Genomic DNA, 16685 nt, shown 5'->3' with positions numbered 1-16685 from the left:
TGGCGATCGAGAGCGAGACCCTGGTGCACCTCGATGGCAGCAACGAAACGCTCCTGCAAGAGACCCGGCGCAGCTACCACGAACTGCCCGGCGATGCGTTCCTGCACGGCCGCCCGGTCACTCAGCAGACCACCCTCAATGGCAAGACCAGCACCGCTTCCTACGCATACGAAAGGCTCACCAGCGCACTGGCTGGAGAAGCCGTGTTGCAAACCACTGAAACTTTCAGAGGTTTTGATGATGTACCCGGCACAAAGGAAGTCCGAAAAACCATCATCAGTGAAGACTCATTGCTTCACGGACAGCCATTGCTGAGCCGAGACGACAATGAAGTGCGAATTCGCTACACCTACGATTCACTGATTCGGGTAGTCAGTGAAACCGTCGCACCAGGCGAGGCGGAATTCGAAGCCACGCGCCAGTACGAGTACTTCCTGACATCGCTGGATGGACAGCAGGCCAGTCAGGTGGTGACCGATGTCAAAGGGGTGAAGACCCGTAGTCTTGTCGATGGCCTCAGCCGCCCGGTGTACGAAGAACGCCAGGATGCGGACAATCCGCTGCGCGCCGAGGCGTATCGGCAGACATGGGCGGCACGTTACGACCTGTTCGAGAATTTGATCGAGGATACTCAATACGACTGGAGGGGTGCACAACAGGTCGCCCTGACCAGCAAGCTGGAATATGACGCGTGGGGCATGCAGTGCAGTGTCACGGGGCCGGACGGCGTGAAGGTCCATGAGCGCACCAACCCGATAGGTAGCGCTCAGTGGAAAGGGCCGATCCAGAGCAGTTGGAGCGAGGGAGCAGAAAAGGTCAGCGGCAAGACGCTGACGTACCTGAATTTGTTCGAAAAGCCGGATCGTGTCGAGCGGTTCGAGACCGACGAAACGCTGGTCGGCAAGCACCAATATGGCTATGACGGGCTGGGACGCACCGTCGAGGAGACCGATGCCCGCGATGCCACCACGCAATACGAGTACGATTCGTTTGACCGGTTGATCACCAATATTCTGCCCGGCGGCGCTGTTGTACAACGCCGTTACGCCGAACACAGTTCCGAAGATTTGCCGACGCAAATCAGCGTTGACGGTATCGTACTTGGCGAGCAAACGTTCGATGGCCTGGATCGCATGAGCGAGTCTGTCACAGGAGGGCGCAGGCAACGCTTTACCTATAAACCGGGGCAAACCCGTCCGGCGACGGTCATCACCGCCAGCAATCAGGAGATTGCCTATGATTATCAGCCGCAACTGGGCGAGGAGCCCAGCATGCGACGCCTGCCTGATAAAGAACCGGCTCAATACGTGCGCGACGGTAAAAATGCGCGGTTGGTCAGTTGCAAGGAAGAAGGGCTGGAGTTGACTCGCCAATACTTCAGCACCGGTGAGGTCAAAAGCGAGTCACGGGTTCAGAACGGCAATGTCGACATCATGCACTACGACTACAGTCGCCAGGGCCTGTTGCTGAACTACACCGACGTACTTGAGCAGACCCAATCCTATACCTATGACCTGGCAGGGCGCCTGGAACACACCCGACTGGGCACCACCTCTTCAAGCTTTACGTATGACAGCCTGGGGCAACCGAGCACGATCAGTACTCGGGACAGCGCCAGTGGGCAACATGTGACCATCAGCCTGGAACACGATGGATTGGGGCGTGAGACAAAACGTACCTTCGATCTGAACGGCATCGAGCAACAACTGACGCAGGTCTACAACGAAGTCGACCTGTTGATGCGCAGAACGCTGCGCGAAGGCCCGACACTGCTGCGTGATGAAACCTATGAATATGATCCGCGCGGGCGCCTGGTGCTTTATCAGTGCGAGGGCAGCCAGCCCCCGGTGGATCCATATGGGAAAGCCATTATCAGTCAGCTGTTCAGGTTCGACGCCATGGATAACCTGACTCGTGTAACCACAACGTATCAGGGCCCCGGCGGCACCAGAAGTACCAATAACGCCGTTTATAGCTACACGGGTGTCGACCCGGCCCAACTGTCAAAAGTGACCAACTCGGCCTCGGCTGACGGGTATCCCGCTGTCATCGAACTTGAGTATGACGAGAACGGCAATTTGATTCGTGATGAAGTGCGTCGGGTGCTGGAATACGATGCGCTGAGCCGTTTGGTCAGTGTCAGCGCCTTGCCGGGCGAATCGCCGAGTGGCTATCGCTACGATCCGTTGGACACCTTGTCCGGGGTCGACAGTGGCAATGGGGAGCAGCAGCGTTTTTATCAGGGCGGCGAACTGACCAGTCTTAAACAGGGTGGCAACAGCATAAGCTTCCTGCGCGGCGATGGAGTTGTGCTCGCCGAGCACCAGGCAGGTGCTGACCCAAAGTCGTTGATGCTGGTCGCTGATCAGAAAAACACGTTATTGAGTGAGGTCGCCAGCGGCAGGGCCAATCACGTAGCGTTTACGCCCTATGGTCACCCCAGTGCGCAACAGCCGGTGATTGCGGGTTTGGGTTACAACGGCGAATTCAGCGAGCCGCAAACGGGCTGGCAACTGCTGGGTAATGGGTACCGCGCCTATAATCCTCGGCTGATGAAGTTTCATAGCCCGGACAGTTTCAGTCCGTTTGGGGAGGGTGGGGTGAATGCGTATGCGTATTGTGAGGGGGAGCCGGTTTTGAGTGCGGATCCGGATGGGCATTCAGTGTTTGGGAATTTTCTTCGGGTGTTTAGACCTACTACCAGGACCCATGCTAATCCAGACGTGGCTAGGATGCTGTTAGAAAATACTAAAAAACGCCCTGCATCGGTGTTTGATATTAAGGAGAAACATGTAAGTCAACTGGGCAAGGTTGCCAGATATCGAAATAAGGAATATTCAGAATTGCGCGCGGATGTTAGAGCGCATGGTGAAAATAGTGAACTTTTAGCCAAATACAAGGGCTCAGAGAATCTTAAAAGTGAATTAAGTTTCGGTGAGGTTTTAGAATTCGCGAAAGAAAAGGTTTCTGACGTAAGATTCATTCATACGTGGGCGGGAGAGCATGTCGGTAGGCCAGGAATCACTAAAGATGGTGCGCAGTTGTTAAAAGATAAGTTGAACGAATTCTCAAGGATCGCTGAAAAGACTAGGGGGCAGAAAGAGGAAGTGTTCAGTAGGGTTATAGAAGATCGACAGTATAAGAAAAATCAGGAAAATGCGATTGCCGGAGGTAAACCTAAAACTATTAAGCGAGACAATCAGAAACCTGGCTATAGGGGGTAAGCTACATCGCGTATTTATCTGTCCGACTAAACTGGATGGCACCGAAAGTGCTAACAGCCATCCAGTTTTTTGCCAGCCATTACATGTTAACCATGGCGAGTTGTCAGGCTGATTAATAACAAACCCTCACCCCAACCCACTCACCCGCGCAAACTCAACCAACCCACCGTCATGGTCAAGTCCCAACTTGTCCATGGCGGTTCTTTTTTGGCGGCTGATGGTTTTTTCGCTGCGGTTCAACTGCGCAGCAATCTGCCGGCCGGAGAACCCCTGGACAAACAACCTCACCACCTCCAGTTCACGCTCGGAAAGGCTGGCCAGTGGCAGGCGTGTGCCGCTGGCGGGCAAGGCGTGGGTTTCCAGCAGGGTGGCAAAGGTTGGACACACGTACAGACGCCCTTTAACCACCGTTTGCACCGCCCGCTTCAGCTCACTCAGGGGGCTGCGCTTGTCGAACAAACCACCAACGCCTGTGTTGAGCAGCGCTTGCAACAGTGAAGGGTTACGCAGCGTAGTCATCACGATCATCGGGATATGGCCGAAGTGGCGTTTGAGGTAACCCATCAAGGCCAATCCATCGGGCAAGCCTGCGTAGGGCATCGAGTAGTCGCTGATCAGCAGGTCGCAGGGGGTGTGCTGCAAAAGCCCGATCAGCTCTTTGGCATTATGGGCTTTGGCCACAATCGAGAGCGCCGGTGGCGTCGGCGTGGACAGGGCGATTTCGGCTCCCGCCAGCACGACCGGGTGATCGTCCGCGAGGATGATGCGTAGCGGGCTGCCGGGGCGGTGCCCGTACGATACGGGCGTATCGTCACAGGCACTGTCGCTGGGGGTTGAAGGAGTTGAGCAATGAGGCGTTTGATGCGGGTTCATGAAATGTCTCAACAGAGGGCGATGACACGCAGACCACTGTGGAGACACCGGTTCAAGGCATATGAATCAAACCCTGCTCCAGCGCCATGACCATGGCGATCCAGCGCGACCTCACACCGAATTTTCGGCGAATGTTGCAAAAGTGATAATTCACACCGGCCTCGGTACAACTGACGATCTGGCCGATCTCCCATGACGACTTGCCGGCGGCGCTCCACTGCAGGATTTCCTTTTCCCGGGTGGTGAGTTTGATCGCTTGTGGTGGCTTGCTCTCCCGGGGCACGAAGTTGACAGCAGTTGGCGATGATCGAACTGACACGGAATTGGTGCGATACATAATTGAATCTCCCATTCATCATCATTGACGGCGTGGGCGCGGCGGAATCCTCCTACTGCATGAAGGTGTGGTTCGCGCGGCCGCCCTACAGACACGGATATAGGCTGTAGGCACGACTCCCTTATAGCGCGATAAAACCCTCATGGAACCTGTCAGAAATTACAGGTGGCCGACTTTAGTTGAGAACCGGCGAAAAGACTGTCGGCTAATGCATCCTGATTTGTAGGAGACATCGCCGTCCTCATGAAGCCTACGTACCTTGTGGTAATTTTTTGATTGGACGGGCTTTTTTGTCGTGGACACCAGCGGGTGTGCCGAAAAAAGCACGGGCAAAAAAAACGGATGGGCACAGTCCGATCCCGCGTGCGGTGTAATGCCCGTCCGTCGAATTGAACGCCTGGCAGGTGCCTGCCAGGTTGCTGCCGGTGATCTGCAACGGCTTCGGGTTGCCAGTAGCAGAAAGAACCAGGCGTTCCACTAACAGTTCTGTCAGTGGTGCCGTAACAGCAAGCAATATCTAATGGCAGGCATAACAATCATTGCCTGAGGACTGTGCTGTGGTCGACCGTGAACATCCATCCGCATTGCCGCAACTGACATATGTTGCTCTTCCGGTCACGATTGCTGCGACCCCGCAATCAGAGTCGTCCATCAGCGTCATTTGGGGTTACATGGCCGGCGGCGGGCACACCGGTACTCGATTGCTGTGGGAGACAGAAGGGGGGATGGTCGGCGGGTTCGATGTCCCGATCAGTTCATTACGCTATGTCCTCACCGGCCTCAAACCTGATACTCGATACACGATAAAAGCCTTCGGGCTCAAGGGTAGCGAGGTCTCTCCCGGCAGCAAGGATGCGCAGGCCACCACCAAACCCGCATCCTCGCTGCCGGCCAGCCCGACGAATCTCGCCACGGCGCCTACGAAGGACACCATCTCATTGACCTGGTCCGGCCCCGCGAACGCCTCCATCTACAAGCTCAGCTATGGCCGGGCACCCAGTGGACCGGTGATTCGCAACGAAACAACCATGAGCATGGCGTACACGTTCAATGGATTGAGCGCGGGCACCTTGTATTACTTCGAAGTTCGTTCATCCAACAATGTGGGCGACTCGGCACCGGCGCGCATAACCCAACAGACGTTGCAGGTGCCCTCAATGCCTGGGGGGCTGCGAGCGACCGCTTCCATTTCAGCGATGGCCGTGGAGTGGTCTGCCTCCATCGGTGCGGTCGACTATGTGATTCGTTTTGGAGTAGAACCCGGTGGTCCCGTGACGACGCTGACCACGCAGCTATTGCGGCATCCGCTGGAAAACCTGATCAAAAATACGCTTTATTTTATCGAGGTCAGTGCTCGTAACCACAACGGTGAATCAGCCCCGGCACGCACCACCCAGAAGACCCTTGATGGCCCGCCACTGCCTCCCAAACCTGGCAGCCTGCACGTCGTCACCACCCATGATGCTGTCAGTATCGTTTGGGCCCCACCGCAATCGGCCGGCTACCTGGTCAGCATCGGAATCGAAACTGCGCAACGCGAGGTTTTCGCTACAGAAGCCACGCCGTACATGAACCATCGCTTTCAAGGCCTGCGTCCCGACACTCGATATTTCATTGAGGTGCGTGCAACCAATGCCAGTGGTGAATCCGAACCCTCCCTGGCCAGTGCGTCGACCCCAACTTTTCAGGCCCCTCAAGACCTTTCCGTCGATGGACTCACAGATGATTCAGCGCGCTTGAGCTGGCGTGCGAATGCGGATTACACGACACAGACGCAATATGAGATTTATCTGGGCAATCAGCTTCTGATGACGCAAACCGAAAGCACCTGCCGGATCACCGGGCTGATCGAGCAGAGCGGGTATGAAGCCAAAGTGCGAGCCAAAGGCATCGGGAAATACGGCTTGGGGGACTATTTCTCCGGGTTCGTGTCGAAGCGATTCAACACACCGGCTTACGATGGCGTCCGCATCTGCGCGCCCGGAAACTTGAGTTGCACTCGCAACACCGCCACAACCGTGTTGCTCAGTTGGGACGATTCCTACGAAAGGTGCGATTTGTGTCCCAATGCCGTGGGCTATGAGGTATCCGGAGCCGGCATCGCGACCATCAACGTGGCGCGACCGCCGTGCGAAATATCCGGCTTGAGCACCGATCGCCAGTACCTGTTTTCGGTTCGGGCACGTGCAGGCGGGAACAACGTTTCGTCGCCAGCCGATTGTTTGATCGGTGCGTGTCCGGACACGCCATCCTCTTTGCAAGTTACCGGCATTACGGGCACTGGCGCAACGCTGGCATGGTCGATCCCGGCGGGCAACGTGGCCGTGGCCGATTACCTGGTTGCCTGCGATGGTTGGTTCGTTGGTGCAACCCGTGAAATGGAATACACCTTCTCGTTGTTGGAGCCCGGAAAGACTTACCGCGTGGAGGTCCGGGCGCGCAGTGGAGCAGGAGGACTGTCTGCCCCGGTGACCGCGACATTCACCACAGGCGATACATCAAATTCACCGCGCAATCTGCACGTCACGGAGAATGAAAGCCACAGGGTCTCCATTGTCTGGGACCCGCCATTGGGGCCTTCGCCGATTGGCTACAGGGTCAGTGTGCTGTGGACGCCAACCGACGTTATCCAGCCAGAACACACCCTGTTCAACCTGATCCCCGGATTGCCACTCAATATCGCCGTGTGCAGTCGTTTTGCAGCAGACGTTGTGTCGGATTGGGTGTATGTCCAGGTCTTGCCGAAACCTTAGCGCGAGGCCTGGCTTCCCAGATCACGCCAATGCACTCAACCACGCCGAACCCAGCAGTAACAGCGCCATGAAGCGATTGAACCGTTGCATCGCGTGGGGTGAGCGCAACCAACGGCTGGAGCCCGCGCCGAGCAATGCCCAAACCCCGAGGCAGGGCAATGAAATCAGGAAAAACGCCAGGGACAGGTACATCACATGCACAAGCCGGTCTTCACCCACCCCGGCGAACACACTGACCACCGCCAGCGCCATCATCCAGGTTTTCGGGTTGATCCATTGCAAGCCGGCCGCGCCGAGCAAACCAAGGCGCTGCCCGGCCTGCGCAGTGGCAGTGGCAGTGGCAATGGCAACGGCAGGGGCGCGATAGATTTGCCAGGCCAGAAAACTCAGCCATGCCACGCCAGCCCACTGCATGAGCGTTTGCAGCTGGGGCCATTGAGTCAGTGAAGAACCGGCACCCGTACCCACCAAAAGCACAAGCATCGCGGCGCTGGCGCAAGCGCCAAGGATGATCGGAACCGCAGCGGCCAAACCGAATCGGGCGCTGTTGCTCAGCACCAGAATATTGGTCGGACCGGGGGTGATCGACGCCACAAAGGCGAACAGCAGAAAGGGCAGCAACGTCGGGAAAGAGGACAGCATCGCAGGCAGACTCCGGTGAAAATCAGTACGTTGATCTTCACAGTCGCCGGTATTACCTGTCTGGAAGATTTGAGCAGCGCTTGCGGTACAGCGCCGGCGTCAGGCCGTAGGCGCGCATGAACCAGCGCCCAAGATGGCTCTGGTCGGCAAAGCCCAGCGCCATCGCCACCGCTGCCGGCTGTTCGCCACGGGCCAGCATCCGCCGCGCCGTGGCCAGGCGCAATTGCACCAGATACGCGTGGGGCGCCATTCCATAGGCCGCCTTGAACGCGCGGGTCAGGCGGAAGCGGTCGACGCCAGTGACTACTGCCAGTTGATCGAGGCCGATGTCGTATTGCGCGTTGGCATGCAGGTATTCCCGGGCTTTCTGCGCCACCCGTGGCAGACGCGGGTCCTGGCCATCGCGGGCGCGCCAGTGCAAATGGCTGGTCAGGCGTTCGAGCAAGCCGTCGAGGGCGGTCTGGCGGACGATCTTCAGTTCACCGCGATGCAGGGTCTCAAACGCCAGGCTGGTGGCCTGGGCCAGGCGCGCATCGCTGGCCAGAGTGGCGGCGAAGCTCAGCTGGCTGTTGTCGGGGGCATGATCGAACACGGCGCCGAGTTCGCGCTGCAACCACTGTGGGTCGAGGTACAGCATGCGGTAGGTGAAACCGTCGGCGGTCGGCGCTTCACCGTCATGGATGTCACCCGGTTCAAGCAGAAACACCTTGCCCGGCGTGCTCTGGTGCCTGGCCCGTCGGCAATTGAATTGCTGGACCCCTTGCTCGGTGACGCCCACCAGATAGCTGTCATGCCAGTGCGGGTCGTAGGCGTGGCCTTCGAAATGCGCGCGCAGGGTCTCGATGCCGGTGTCGGCATCCTGGGCCAGGTCGATCCAGTTGTGAGCACTCATGGGGCACCTGCGAAACGGTTTGCCGGACTATTTAACGCCTCGGCCAGGGCCATGCCTAGAACGTTTGTGCAGTCATCAGCCGAACAGGCCGGCGGCGATGTTGATCGAGAACCCGAGAATCGCGGTGTTGAACACAAAACCGATCAACGACTGCGCGAGCACGATCTTGCGCATGTCCCGCGTGGCCACGCCGACATCCGAGGTTTGCACCGCCACGCCGATGGTGAACGAGAAGTACAGGAAGTCCCAGTAGTTGGGGGTCGTCAGCCCTTCGGCAAAACGCAGCGCCGGCTCCTTGCCGTCCCAGATGTAATAAAGTCGGGCGTAATGCAGGCTGAAGATGACCCCGATCAGTAGCCATGAACCGATGACGGTCAGGGCGGTGAAGCCGTAATGCAAAAGCTTGCGCGTGGTTTCCAGGTCTTTGCTGCCGGCCAGTTCGAAGGTGATCGTCGCCAGGCTGGCCAGCGCCGCAATGCACACCAGCGCCAGCACCAGCCCGGCGTTTTCGTCTTCGATTTCGGCAATGCGTTTCACATCAGGCGCTTTCGAACGCACGGTGAGCCAGAGCATCAGCAGCAGATAGATCCAGACGCCGGCATTCCAGCCGAAGAGGATCTTGCTGATGGGCGAATCCGATGGAACCAGAATGCCCACCGCGATGCCCAGCAGGATGGCGGCGGACAGGCGAGGGTGGGTGCGGGTGAGGAAGGACATGGAGGCTCGATGGGTTGGGGCTTTGCAAACACCTTAGCCCAGGTGAACACAATCTTGAAACCACAGAGGTCTCCTTGTAGGAGTGAGCCTGCTCGCGATAGCTGTGTGTCAGTCGACGATGATGTTGACTGATAGTCCGCCATCGCGAGCAGGCTCGCTCCTACAGAGGTTATTGTTTTGTCAGGTGTTTTTGTGGCGTTTGCGCACCAGTTTCATCACCACCACAAAAAACACCGGCACGAACACCACGGCCAGCGTCGCCGTGATCATCCCGCCGATCACCCCGGTGCCGATGGCCTGTTGGCTCGCCGAGCTGGCGCCGGTGGCGATCGCCAGCGGCACCACGCCAAGGATGAACGCCAGGGAGGTCATGACAATTGGCCGCAATCGCAGGCGTGCCGCTTGCAGGGTGGCGACGACCAAGTCGTGGCCTTCGTCGTACAGGCTCTTGGCGAACTCGATGATCAGGATCGCGTTCTTCGCCGACAGACCGATGATGGTGATCAGCCCGACCTTGAAGAACACGTCGTTGGGCATCCCGCGCAAGGTCACGGCCAGCACCGCACCGAGCACGCCCAGCGGTACCACCAGCAGCACCGAGGTCGGAATGGACCAGCTCTCGTACAACGCCGCGAGGCACAGGAACACGATCAACAGCGACAGCCCCAGCAGGATCGGCGCCTGGCTGCCGGACAAACGTTCCTGCAGCGACAACCCGGTCCATTCCTGGCCCAGGCCCGCCGGACCTTGTGCCACCAGCCGTTCGATCTCGGCCATGGCCTCACCGGTGCTATGGCCCAGGGTCGGTTCACCGGAAATACTGATCGCCGGGTAGCCGTTGTAGCGGGTCAACTGCGCCGGGCCCTGGGTCCACTTGGCCTGCACGAAGGCTGACAAGGGCACCATTTTTCCGTGGGTGTTGCGTACGTGGATCTTCAGCAGGTCTTCCACCTGGCTGCGCTGGTCGCCCTCGGCCTGCACCACCACGCGCTGCATCCGCCCCTGATTGGGGAAGTCGTTGATGTAGGCCGAGCCCACGGCCGTGGACAGCACGTTGCCGACGTCGGCGAAGGACACTCCCAGCGCGTTGGCCTGCTTGCGGTCGACCACCAGTTGCACCTGCGGCGCTTCGGCCAGGGCGCTTTCACGCACGTTCATCAGGATCGGGCTTTTTTGCGCCGCCGCGAGTAATTCGGTGCGGGCTTCCATCAAGTTTTCATGGCCGAGACCGCCGCGATCCTGCAGGCGAAACTCGAATCCGCTGGACGTACCCAGGCCATCCACGGGCGGCGGCAGCACGGCAAACGTCACCGCGTCCTTGATCTGGCTGAGGGCGACGTTGGCCCTGTCGGCAATCGAAGCCGCCGAATCGTCGCTGCCTCGCTCGGACCAGTCTTTTAGCGTGCTGAACGCCAGCGCCGCATTCTGCCCGCTGCCGGAAAAGCTGAAACCCAGAATCACCACGCTGTCGCGAATGCCCGGCTCGCCGGCGTTGTGCGCTTCAACCTGCTCGGCCACCTGCACCGTGCGATTCTTGCTCGCACCCGGCGGCAACTGGATGTCGGTGATGGTGTAACCCTGGTCTTCTACCGGCAGGAACGAGGAGGGCAAGCGACTGAAAGCCAGGCCCAGACCGATCAGCAGCACGCCGTAGATCAGCAGGTAGCGCCCGGTGCGTTTCAACGCGTAGGCGACCCAGCCCTGATAACGGTCGGTCAGTTGTTCGAAGCGACGGTTGAACCAGCCGAAGAACCCGGTCTTTTCATGGTGCTCGCCTTTGGCAATCGGCTTGAGCAACGTCGCGCACAGGGCCGGTGTCAAGGTCAGGGCGAGGAAGGCCGAGAACAGGATAGAGGTGGCCATCGACAGCGAGAACTGCTGGTAAATCACCCCGACCGAGCCCTGCATGAACGCCATCGGAATGAACACTGCGACCAGCACCAGGGTGATGCCGATGATGGCCCCGGTGATCTGCTGCATGGCCTTGCGCGTGGCTTCCTTGGGCGACAGGCCCTCGGTGGCCATGATCCGCTCGACGTTCTCCACCACCACGATGGCGTCGTCCACCAGAATGCCGATGGCCAGCACCATGCCGAACATGGTCAGCACGTTGATCGAAAACCCTAGCGCCAGCATCGTCGCAAAGGTGCCCATCAGCGCCACCGGCACCACCAGGGTCGGAATCAGCGTGTAGCGGATGTTTTGCAGGAACAGGAACATCACCGCGAACACCAACAGCATGGCCTCGCCGAGGGTGTAGACCACCTTGGTGATCGAAACCTTGACGAAAGGCGAGGTGTCGTACGGGATCGAGTACTCGACGTTCGCCGGGAAGTAGCGCTTGAGTTCATCCATCTTCGCCCGCACCAGGGTCGCGGTGTTCAGCGCGTTGGCACCGGGCGACAGTTGCACGGCGACGGCGGTGGACGGCTTGCCGTTCAGGCGCGTGGAAAACTGGTATTCCTGGCTGCCGATCTCGACCCGCGCCACATCGGTGATGCGCACGGTCGAGCCGTCCGGATTGGCCTTGAGGACGATGTCGGCAAACTCTTCGGGGGTCGAGAGCTGACCCTTGACCAGAATGGTCGCGGTGATTTCCTGGGTGGTGCGGGTCGGCAGATCGCCGATGCTGCCCGCCGACACCTGGGCGTTTTGCGCGACGATGGCGGTGTTGACGTCCGCCGGCGTCAGGTTGAAGGCGAGCAGTTTCTGCGGGTCGATCCAGATCCGCATCGCCCGTTCCGCGCCGTACAACTGCGCCTTGCCGACGCCGTCCAGACGCTTGACCTCGTTCATCACGTTGCGCGCCAGGTAATCGCTGAGCGCCACGTCGTCGAGTTTGCCGTCGCTGGAGGTCAGGGTGATCAGTAGCAGGAAACCGGAGGAGACTTTCTCCACCTGCAATCCTTGCTGGATGACCGCTTGCGGCAGGCGTGACTCCACGGCTTTGAGGCGGTTCTGCACATCCACCTGGGCCAGTTCCGGGTTGGTGCCCGGCTGGAAAGTGGCCTTGATGGTGGCGCTGCCCAGGCTGCTCTGTGATTCGAAATACAACAGGTGATCGGCGCCGTTGAGCTCTTCCTCGATCAGGCTGACCACGCTCTCGTCCACGGTTTGCGCCGAAGCGCCCGGGTACACGGCGTAGATTTCGATTTGTGGCGGCGCAACATCCGGGTATTGCGCCACCGGCAGTTGCGGAATAGCCAGCGCACCGGCCAGCAGGATGAACAGGGCAACCACCCAGGCGAACACCGGGCGGTCGATAAAGAACTGCGGCATAAAGAAGCGTCCTGCTTACTGACCAGTCGCCTGGGCAAGTGGAAGAGGGGTGTCGTCGATTTGCACTTTCTCGCCGGGACGGGCGTGCTGCAGGCCCTCGATGACGATACGGTCGCCTGCTTTCAGGCCGCCGGTGACGATCCAGCGGTCGTTCTGCACCGCGCCCAGTTCGACCGGTTGTTGCCCGACCCGCTGTTCGGCGTCGAGCAGCAGCACCTGGGCGATGCCGGCGCTGTCGCGCTGGATGGCCCGTTGCGGCACGCTGATACCCTGCTGGTTGACCGCTTGTTCCAGGCGTACGCGCACGAAACTGCCGGGCAGCAAGTCGAGGTCGGGGTTGGGGAACTCGCTGCGCAGGATGATCTGGCCGGTGCCGGGGTCGACAGTGATGTCGCTGAACAGCATTTTGCCCGGCAGCGGGTAGAGGCTGCCGTCATCCTGAATCAGCGTGGCCTTGGCCTGGTCCTGGCCGACCTGCTGCAACTGGCCGGAACGGAAGGCGCGGCGCAGTTCGTTGAGTTCACGGGTGGACTGGGTCAGGTCGGCGTGAATCGGGTTCAGTTGCTGAATCAGCGCCAGCGGCGTGGTTTCGTTCTGCCCGACCAGTGCGCCTTCGGTGACCAGCGCGCGACCGATACGCCCGGAAATCGGCGCGGTGACGGTGGCGTATCCGAGGTTCAGCTTCGCCCGTTCCACGGCAGCTTTATTGGCCGCGACATCGGCGGCGGTTTGCCGTGCGTTAGCCCGGGCGTTGTCGTAGTCCTGACCGCTGATGGCCTTGTCGTCGATCAACTGGGCGTAGCGCTGCTCCTGCAGCCTGGCCTGGAACGCATTGGCCTCGGCCTTGCGCAACGCCGCTTCGGCACTGTCCAGGTCAGCCTTGAACGGCGCGGGGTCGATGCGGAACAACACATCGCCCTGTTTCACGTCGCTGCCTTCGCGGAAGGTGCGCTGCAAGACCACGCCAGCCACGCGGGCACGCACTTCGGCCATGCGCGGTGCGGCAATCCGCCCGCTCAGTTCGCTGCTGATGGTCAGTGGCCGCGCTTCGATGGTCTCGATGCGAACCGTGGCCAGCGGCGCCTGTTCCTCGGCGTTCGAGGACTTGTCACACGCGCCCAGTGTCAACGCCAGTGCAATCAGACTGAGCCTGGCAAGCAGATTCTTCGACATGTAATACCCCAATAAAGACCCCCAGCATCCTACTGGGCGAAGGCGAGGGTAGCGGTGAAGCTTTGTTGGTGCTGTGTGAAATTGTGTAAGGGTTTTACTCAGATGGGCGTGAGGGCTATATCCTTCAGTTCTTGATTTCTATTGCGCCTGAGAGATCGCTTTCGCGGGCAAGCCCGCGAAGAGGCCGGAACAGACGCTAAAGCACTTTCTGGAAACACCCCATGCCCAACATCCTCCTGGTCGAAGACGACACCGCCCTCGCCGAACTGATTGCCAGCTACCTGGAACGCAACGGTTATTCCGTCAGCGTGATCGGTCGCGGTGACCATGTGCGCGAACGTGCGCGGCTCAATCCGCCGGACCTGGTGATCCTCGACCTGATGCTGCCCGGCCTCGACGGCCTGCAAGTCTGTCGCCTGCTGCGTGCCGATTCGGCGACCTTGCCGATCCTGATGCTTACCGCCCGCGACGACAGCCACGACCAGGTCCTGGGCCTGGAAATGGGAGCCGACGACTACGTCACCAAACCCTGCGAGCCGCGGGTGCTGCTGGCCCGGGTGCGGACCTTGCTGCGCCGTAGCAGCCTCAGCGAGCCGCAGACCGCCAACGACCGCATTCTGATGGGCAACCTGTGCATCGATTTGTCCGAACGCACCGTGACCTGGCGCGAGCAATTGGTGGAGTTGTCCAGCGGTGAGTACAACCTGCTGGTGGTGCTGGCCCGGCATGCCGGCGAAGTGTTGAGCCGCGACCAGATCCTGCAACGCCTGCGCGGTATCGAATTCAACGGCACCGACCGTTCGGTGGACGTGGCGATTTCCAAGCTGCGACGCAAGTTCGACGACCACGCAGGAGAGGCGCGCAAGATCAAGACCGTGTGGGGCAAGGGTTACCTGTTCAGCCGTTCCGAGTGGGAATGCTGAGCCGATGTTCAGAATCCTCTTTCGTTTGTACCTGGTGACCATCGTCTCGTTCAGCGCCGCGATCTACCTGGTGCCGGATCTGGTGGTCAAGGTGTTCCACGAGCGCTTTGTCACCTACAACCTCGATTACTCGCGAGGGCTGCAAACGCTGATCGTCAAACAGTTCCACGGGGTCCCGGCCGAACAGTGGCCGACCCTGGCCGCTGAAATGGACAAGGACTTCTCTCCTCTGCACATCGTGCTCAGCAGCAATGACGACAGCAGCCTGACCCCTGATGAACGGCAGCGCTTGCGCCGCGGCGAGAACGTCGTGCGCGTGGGCGACTGGGGCTGGCGCACGCTGGCGGTCGCGCCGCTGAATGAGCGCACCGTGGTGCAGATGGTCGTGCCACCGGACCCGCTGGACGTCAACCTGTTGTACTGGAGCATCAACGTCCTGATCGGCGCGACCATGCTCGCGTGCCTGCTGCTGTGGCTGCGCCCGCACTGGCGTGACCTGGAACGCCTCAAGGGCGCGGCCGAACGCTTTGGCAAGGGCCACTTGGGCGAGCGCACGCAAATCTCCCCGAGTTCCAACATCGGCAGCCTGGCCAGTGTGTTCGACACCATGGCCGGCGATATCGAGAACCTGCTCAACCAGCAGCGGGACTTGCTCAATGCGGTGTCCCACGAATTGCGCACGCCGTTGACGCGCCTGGACTTCGGCTTGGCGCTGGCCCTGTCCGACGACTTGCCGGCGGCCAGCCGTGAGCGCCTGCAAAGCCTGGTGGCGCACATTCGTGAACTCGATGAGCTGGTACTGGAGCTGCTGTCCTACAGTCGCCTGCAAAACCCGGCGCGGCTGCCGGAGCAGGTCGAAGTGTCGCTGGATGAATTCATCGACAGCATTCTCGGCAGCGTCGACGAAGAACAGGAATCCCCGGAAATCGTCATCGACGTGCTGCTGCACGGCCAGTTCGAACGCTTCAGCCTGGACCCGCGCCTGACCGCCCGCGCCCTGCAAAACCTGCTGCGCAACGCCATGCGCTACTGCGAGAAGCGTATTCAGATCGGTGTGCAGGTCGATGCCGGCGGCTGTGAAATCTGGGTCGACGATGACGGCATCGGCATTCCGGACGACGAGCGCGAGCGGATCTTCGAACCCTTCTACCGCCTCGACCGCAGCCGCGACCGCGCCACGGGTGGTTTCGGCCTGGGACTGGCGATCAGCCGCCGCGCACTGGAGGCCCAGGGCGGCACACTGACGGTAGAAGCCTCGCCGCTGGGCGGGGCGCGGTTTCGGTTGTGGTTGCCGGCTTCGGCTTGACTGGCGCTCGGGATAGCGCTGCTCACGCGCTCAACCGCCCGCGCAACAGCTTCGCCATCTCCTCCAGATCCGCCATCGGCTGATGCCCGATCAGCATCCAGGCGTGTTCCATGTCAGCCCAATACACGATGTTCAGCTCGCGCCGCTGTTCCCGGGCGAAATGGCGGCTGCCGCTGTTGGAGCGGGTGACGCACAGCGCCATGGGGCCGTGCACCGGATCGAGGTAGGTAATCTGGGCGATGGGCACGCCGTCGTACTCGAGGATTTGCGCACGCTTGAACTCGGCACGGGGCAGGCTCAGTTTTGCCGGCGCGAGATCGAGGCCCAGGCGCGCATCGATGGTGCGCAGTTGTGCCCGTTGGGCGGCTTCATCGGCGGGCAAGTGATCCAGGGTTTCTGGCACGTAGAGCGCCATGTAATCGGCCACCAGGCCGCGCCAGTTGTGTGTCTGCTGACTCGCTTGCCAGCCGAGGAACAAACGGTCCGCCAGCACGCCGCCGGCCAGCAGCCCGGCCGCGGCGGCCAGGAACCAGCGTCGATTGAACCCGGGGCGGGCGGGTGAGGGC

The 16685-nt window shown here is 60.2% G+C and carries 13 protein-coding genes; 4 read left to right on the top strand and 9 right to left on the bottom strand.

Annotated elements, in window-relative coordinates; translation table 11 throughout:
* Nucleotides 1-23: 23 nt before the first annotated feature.
* Nucleotides 24-3224 (top strand): RHS repeat domain-containing protein, encoded by a 3201-nt coding sequence (locus KGB07_RS23925; RefSeq protein WP_223466731.1) that lies wholly within the window; start codon nucleotides 24-26, stop codon nucleotides 3222-3224.
* Between the two features lie 126 nt (nucleotides 3225-3350).
* Here the strand turns inward: KGB07_RS23925 and KGB07_RS23920 are convergent, their stop codons facing one another.
* The 3 genes from KGB07_RS23920 to KGB07_RS23910 all read right to left on the bottom strand — a co-directional run bounded on the left by KGB07_RS23920 (nucleotide 3351) and on the right by KGB07_RS23910 (nucleotide 4912).
* Nucleotides 3351-4097: a response regulator transcription factor gene (locus KGB07_RS23920; RefSeq protein WP_052960569.1), complete on the bottom strand. Its 747-nt coding sequence runs from the start codon at nucleotides 4095-4097 to the stop codon at nucleotides 3351-3353.
* A gap of 52 nt (nucleotides 4098-4149) precedes the next feature.
* A complete protein-coding gene (locus KGB07_RS23915) occupies nucleotides 4150-4434 on the bottom strand; it encodes a helix-turn-helix transcriptional regulator (protein ID WP_046042125.1) in 285 nt (94 codons plus the stop codon).
* Between the two features lie 250 nt (nucleotides 4435-4684).
* On the bottom strand, nucleotides 4685-4912 hold the full coding sequence (locus tag KGB07_RS23910; RefSeq protein ID WP_046042124.1) for a hypothetical protein: 228 nt from the start codon (nucleotides 4910-4912) through the stop codon (nucleotides 4685-4687).
* A 79-nt stretch (nucleotides 4913-4991) separates the two neighbouring features.
* Between KGB07_RS23910 and KGB07_RS23905 the strand changes: the two genes are divergently transcribed.
* Complete coding sequence (locus tag KGB07_RS23905) at nucleotides 4992-7187, top strand: fibronectin type III domain-containing protein (protein WP_223466729.1); 2196 nt, start codon at nucleotides 4992-4994, stop codon at nucleotides 7185-7187.
* A gap of 21 nt (nucleotides 7188-7208) precedes the next feature.
* Here KGB07_RS23905 and KGB07_RS23900 read toward each other — a convergent pair whose 3' ends face one another.
* From KGB07_RS23900 to KGB07_RS23880, 5 genes are all read right to left on the bottom strand, one after another.
* Nucleotides 7209-7829: a LysE family translocator gene (locus tag KGB07_RS23900; protein ID WP_223466727.1), complete on the bottom strand. Its 621-nt coding sequence runs from the start codon at nucleotides 7827-7829 to the stop codon at nucleotides 7209-7211.
* Between the two features lie 52 nt (nucleotides 7830-7881).
* Nucleotides 7882-8721, bottom strand: coding sequence for an AraC family transcriptional regulator (locus tag KGB07_RS23895; protein WP_046042121.1), 840 nt, complete (start codon nucleotides 8719-8721; stop codon nucleotides 7882-7884).
* Between the two features lie 75 nt (nucleotides 8722-8796).
* Entirely contained in the window at nucleotides 8797-9438 is a 642-nt protein-coding gene (locus KGB07_RS23890; RefSeq protein ID WP_046042120.1) for a DUF1345 domain-containing protein, read from the bottom strand.
* A 180-nt stretch (nucleotides 9439-9618) separates the two neighbouring features.
* A complete protein-coding gene (locus KGB07_RS23885) occupies nucleotides 9619-12717 on the bottom strand; it encodes an efflux RND transporter permease subunit (protein ID WP_223466725.1) in 3099 nt (1032 codons plus the stop codon).
* A 15-nt stretch (nucleotides 12718-12732) separates the two neighbouring features.
* Nucleotides 12733-13890 carry an efflux RND transporter periplasmic adaptor subunit gene (locus KGB07_RS23880; RefSeq protein ID WP_223466724.1) on the bottom strand — a complete coding sequence of 386 codons (1158 nt, stop codon included), beginning with the start codon at nucleotides 13888-13890 and terminating at the stop codon, nucleotides 12733-12735.
* A gap of 221 nt (nucleotides 13891-14111) precedes the next feature.
* On the opposite strand from KGB07_RS23880, the gene KGB07_RS23875 reads away from it, so the two are divergent.
* Nucleotides 14112-14813: a response regulator transcription factor gene (locus KGB07_RS23875; protein WP_007985461.1), complete on the top strand. Its 702-nt coding sequence runs from the start codon at nucleotides 14112-14114 to the stop codon at nucleotides 14811-14813.
* Nucleotides 14814-14817: 4 nt separating this feature from the next.
* Entirely contained in the window at nucleotides 14818-16119 is a 1302-nt protein-coding gene (locus KGB07_RS23870; protein WP_223466723.1) for an ATP-binding protein, read from the top strand.
* Nucleotides 16120-16141: 22 nt separating this feature from the next.
* On the opposite strand, the gene KGB07_RS23865 is transcribed toward KGB07_RS23870, so the two are convergent.
* The coding region (locus KGB07_RS23865) for a transcriptional regulator (RefSeq protein ID WP_223466722.1) at nucleotides 16142-16685 on the bottom strand (544 nt) is incomplete at its 5' end.

Origin of the sequence: Pseudomonas sp. GL-RE-26 (assembly GCF_019956275.1) — a bacterium.
GTDB lineage: Bacteria > Pseudomonadota > Gammaproteobacteria > Pseudomonadales > Pseudomonadaceae > Aquipseudomonas > Aquipseudomonas grandcourensis.
Note: the sequence above shows the minus strand (reverse complement) of the source record. Positions and strands in the feature narration are given on the sequence as shown.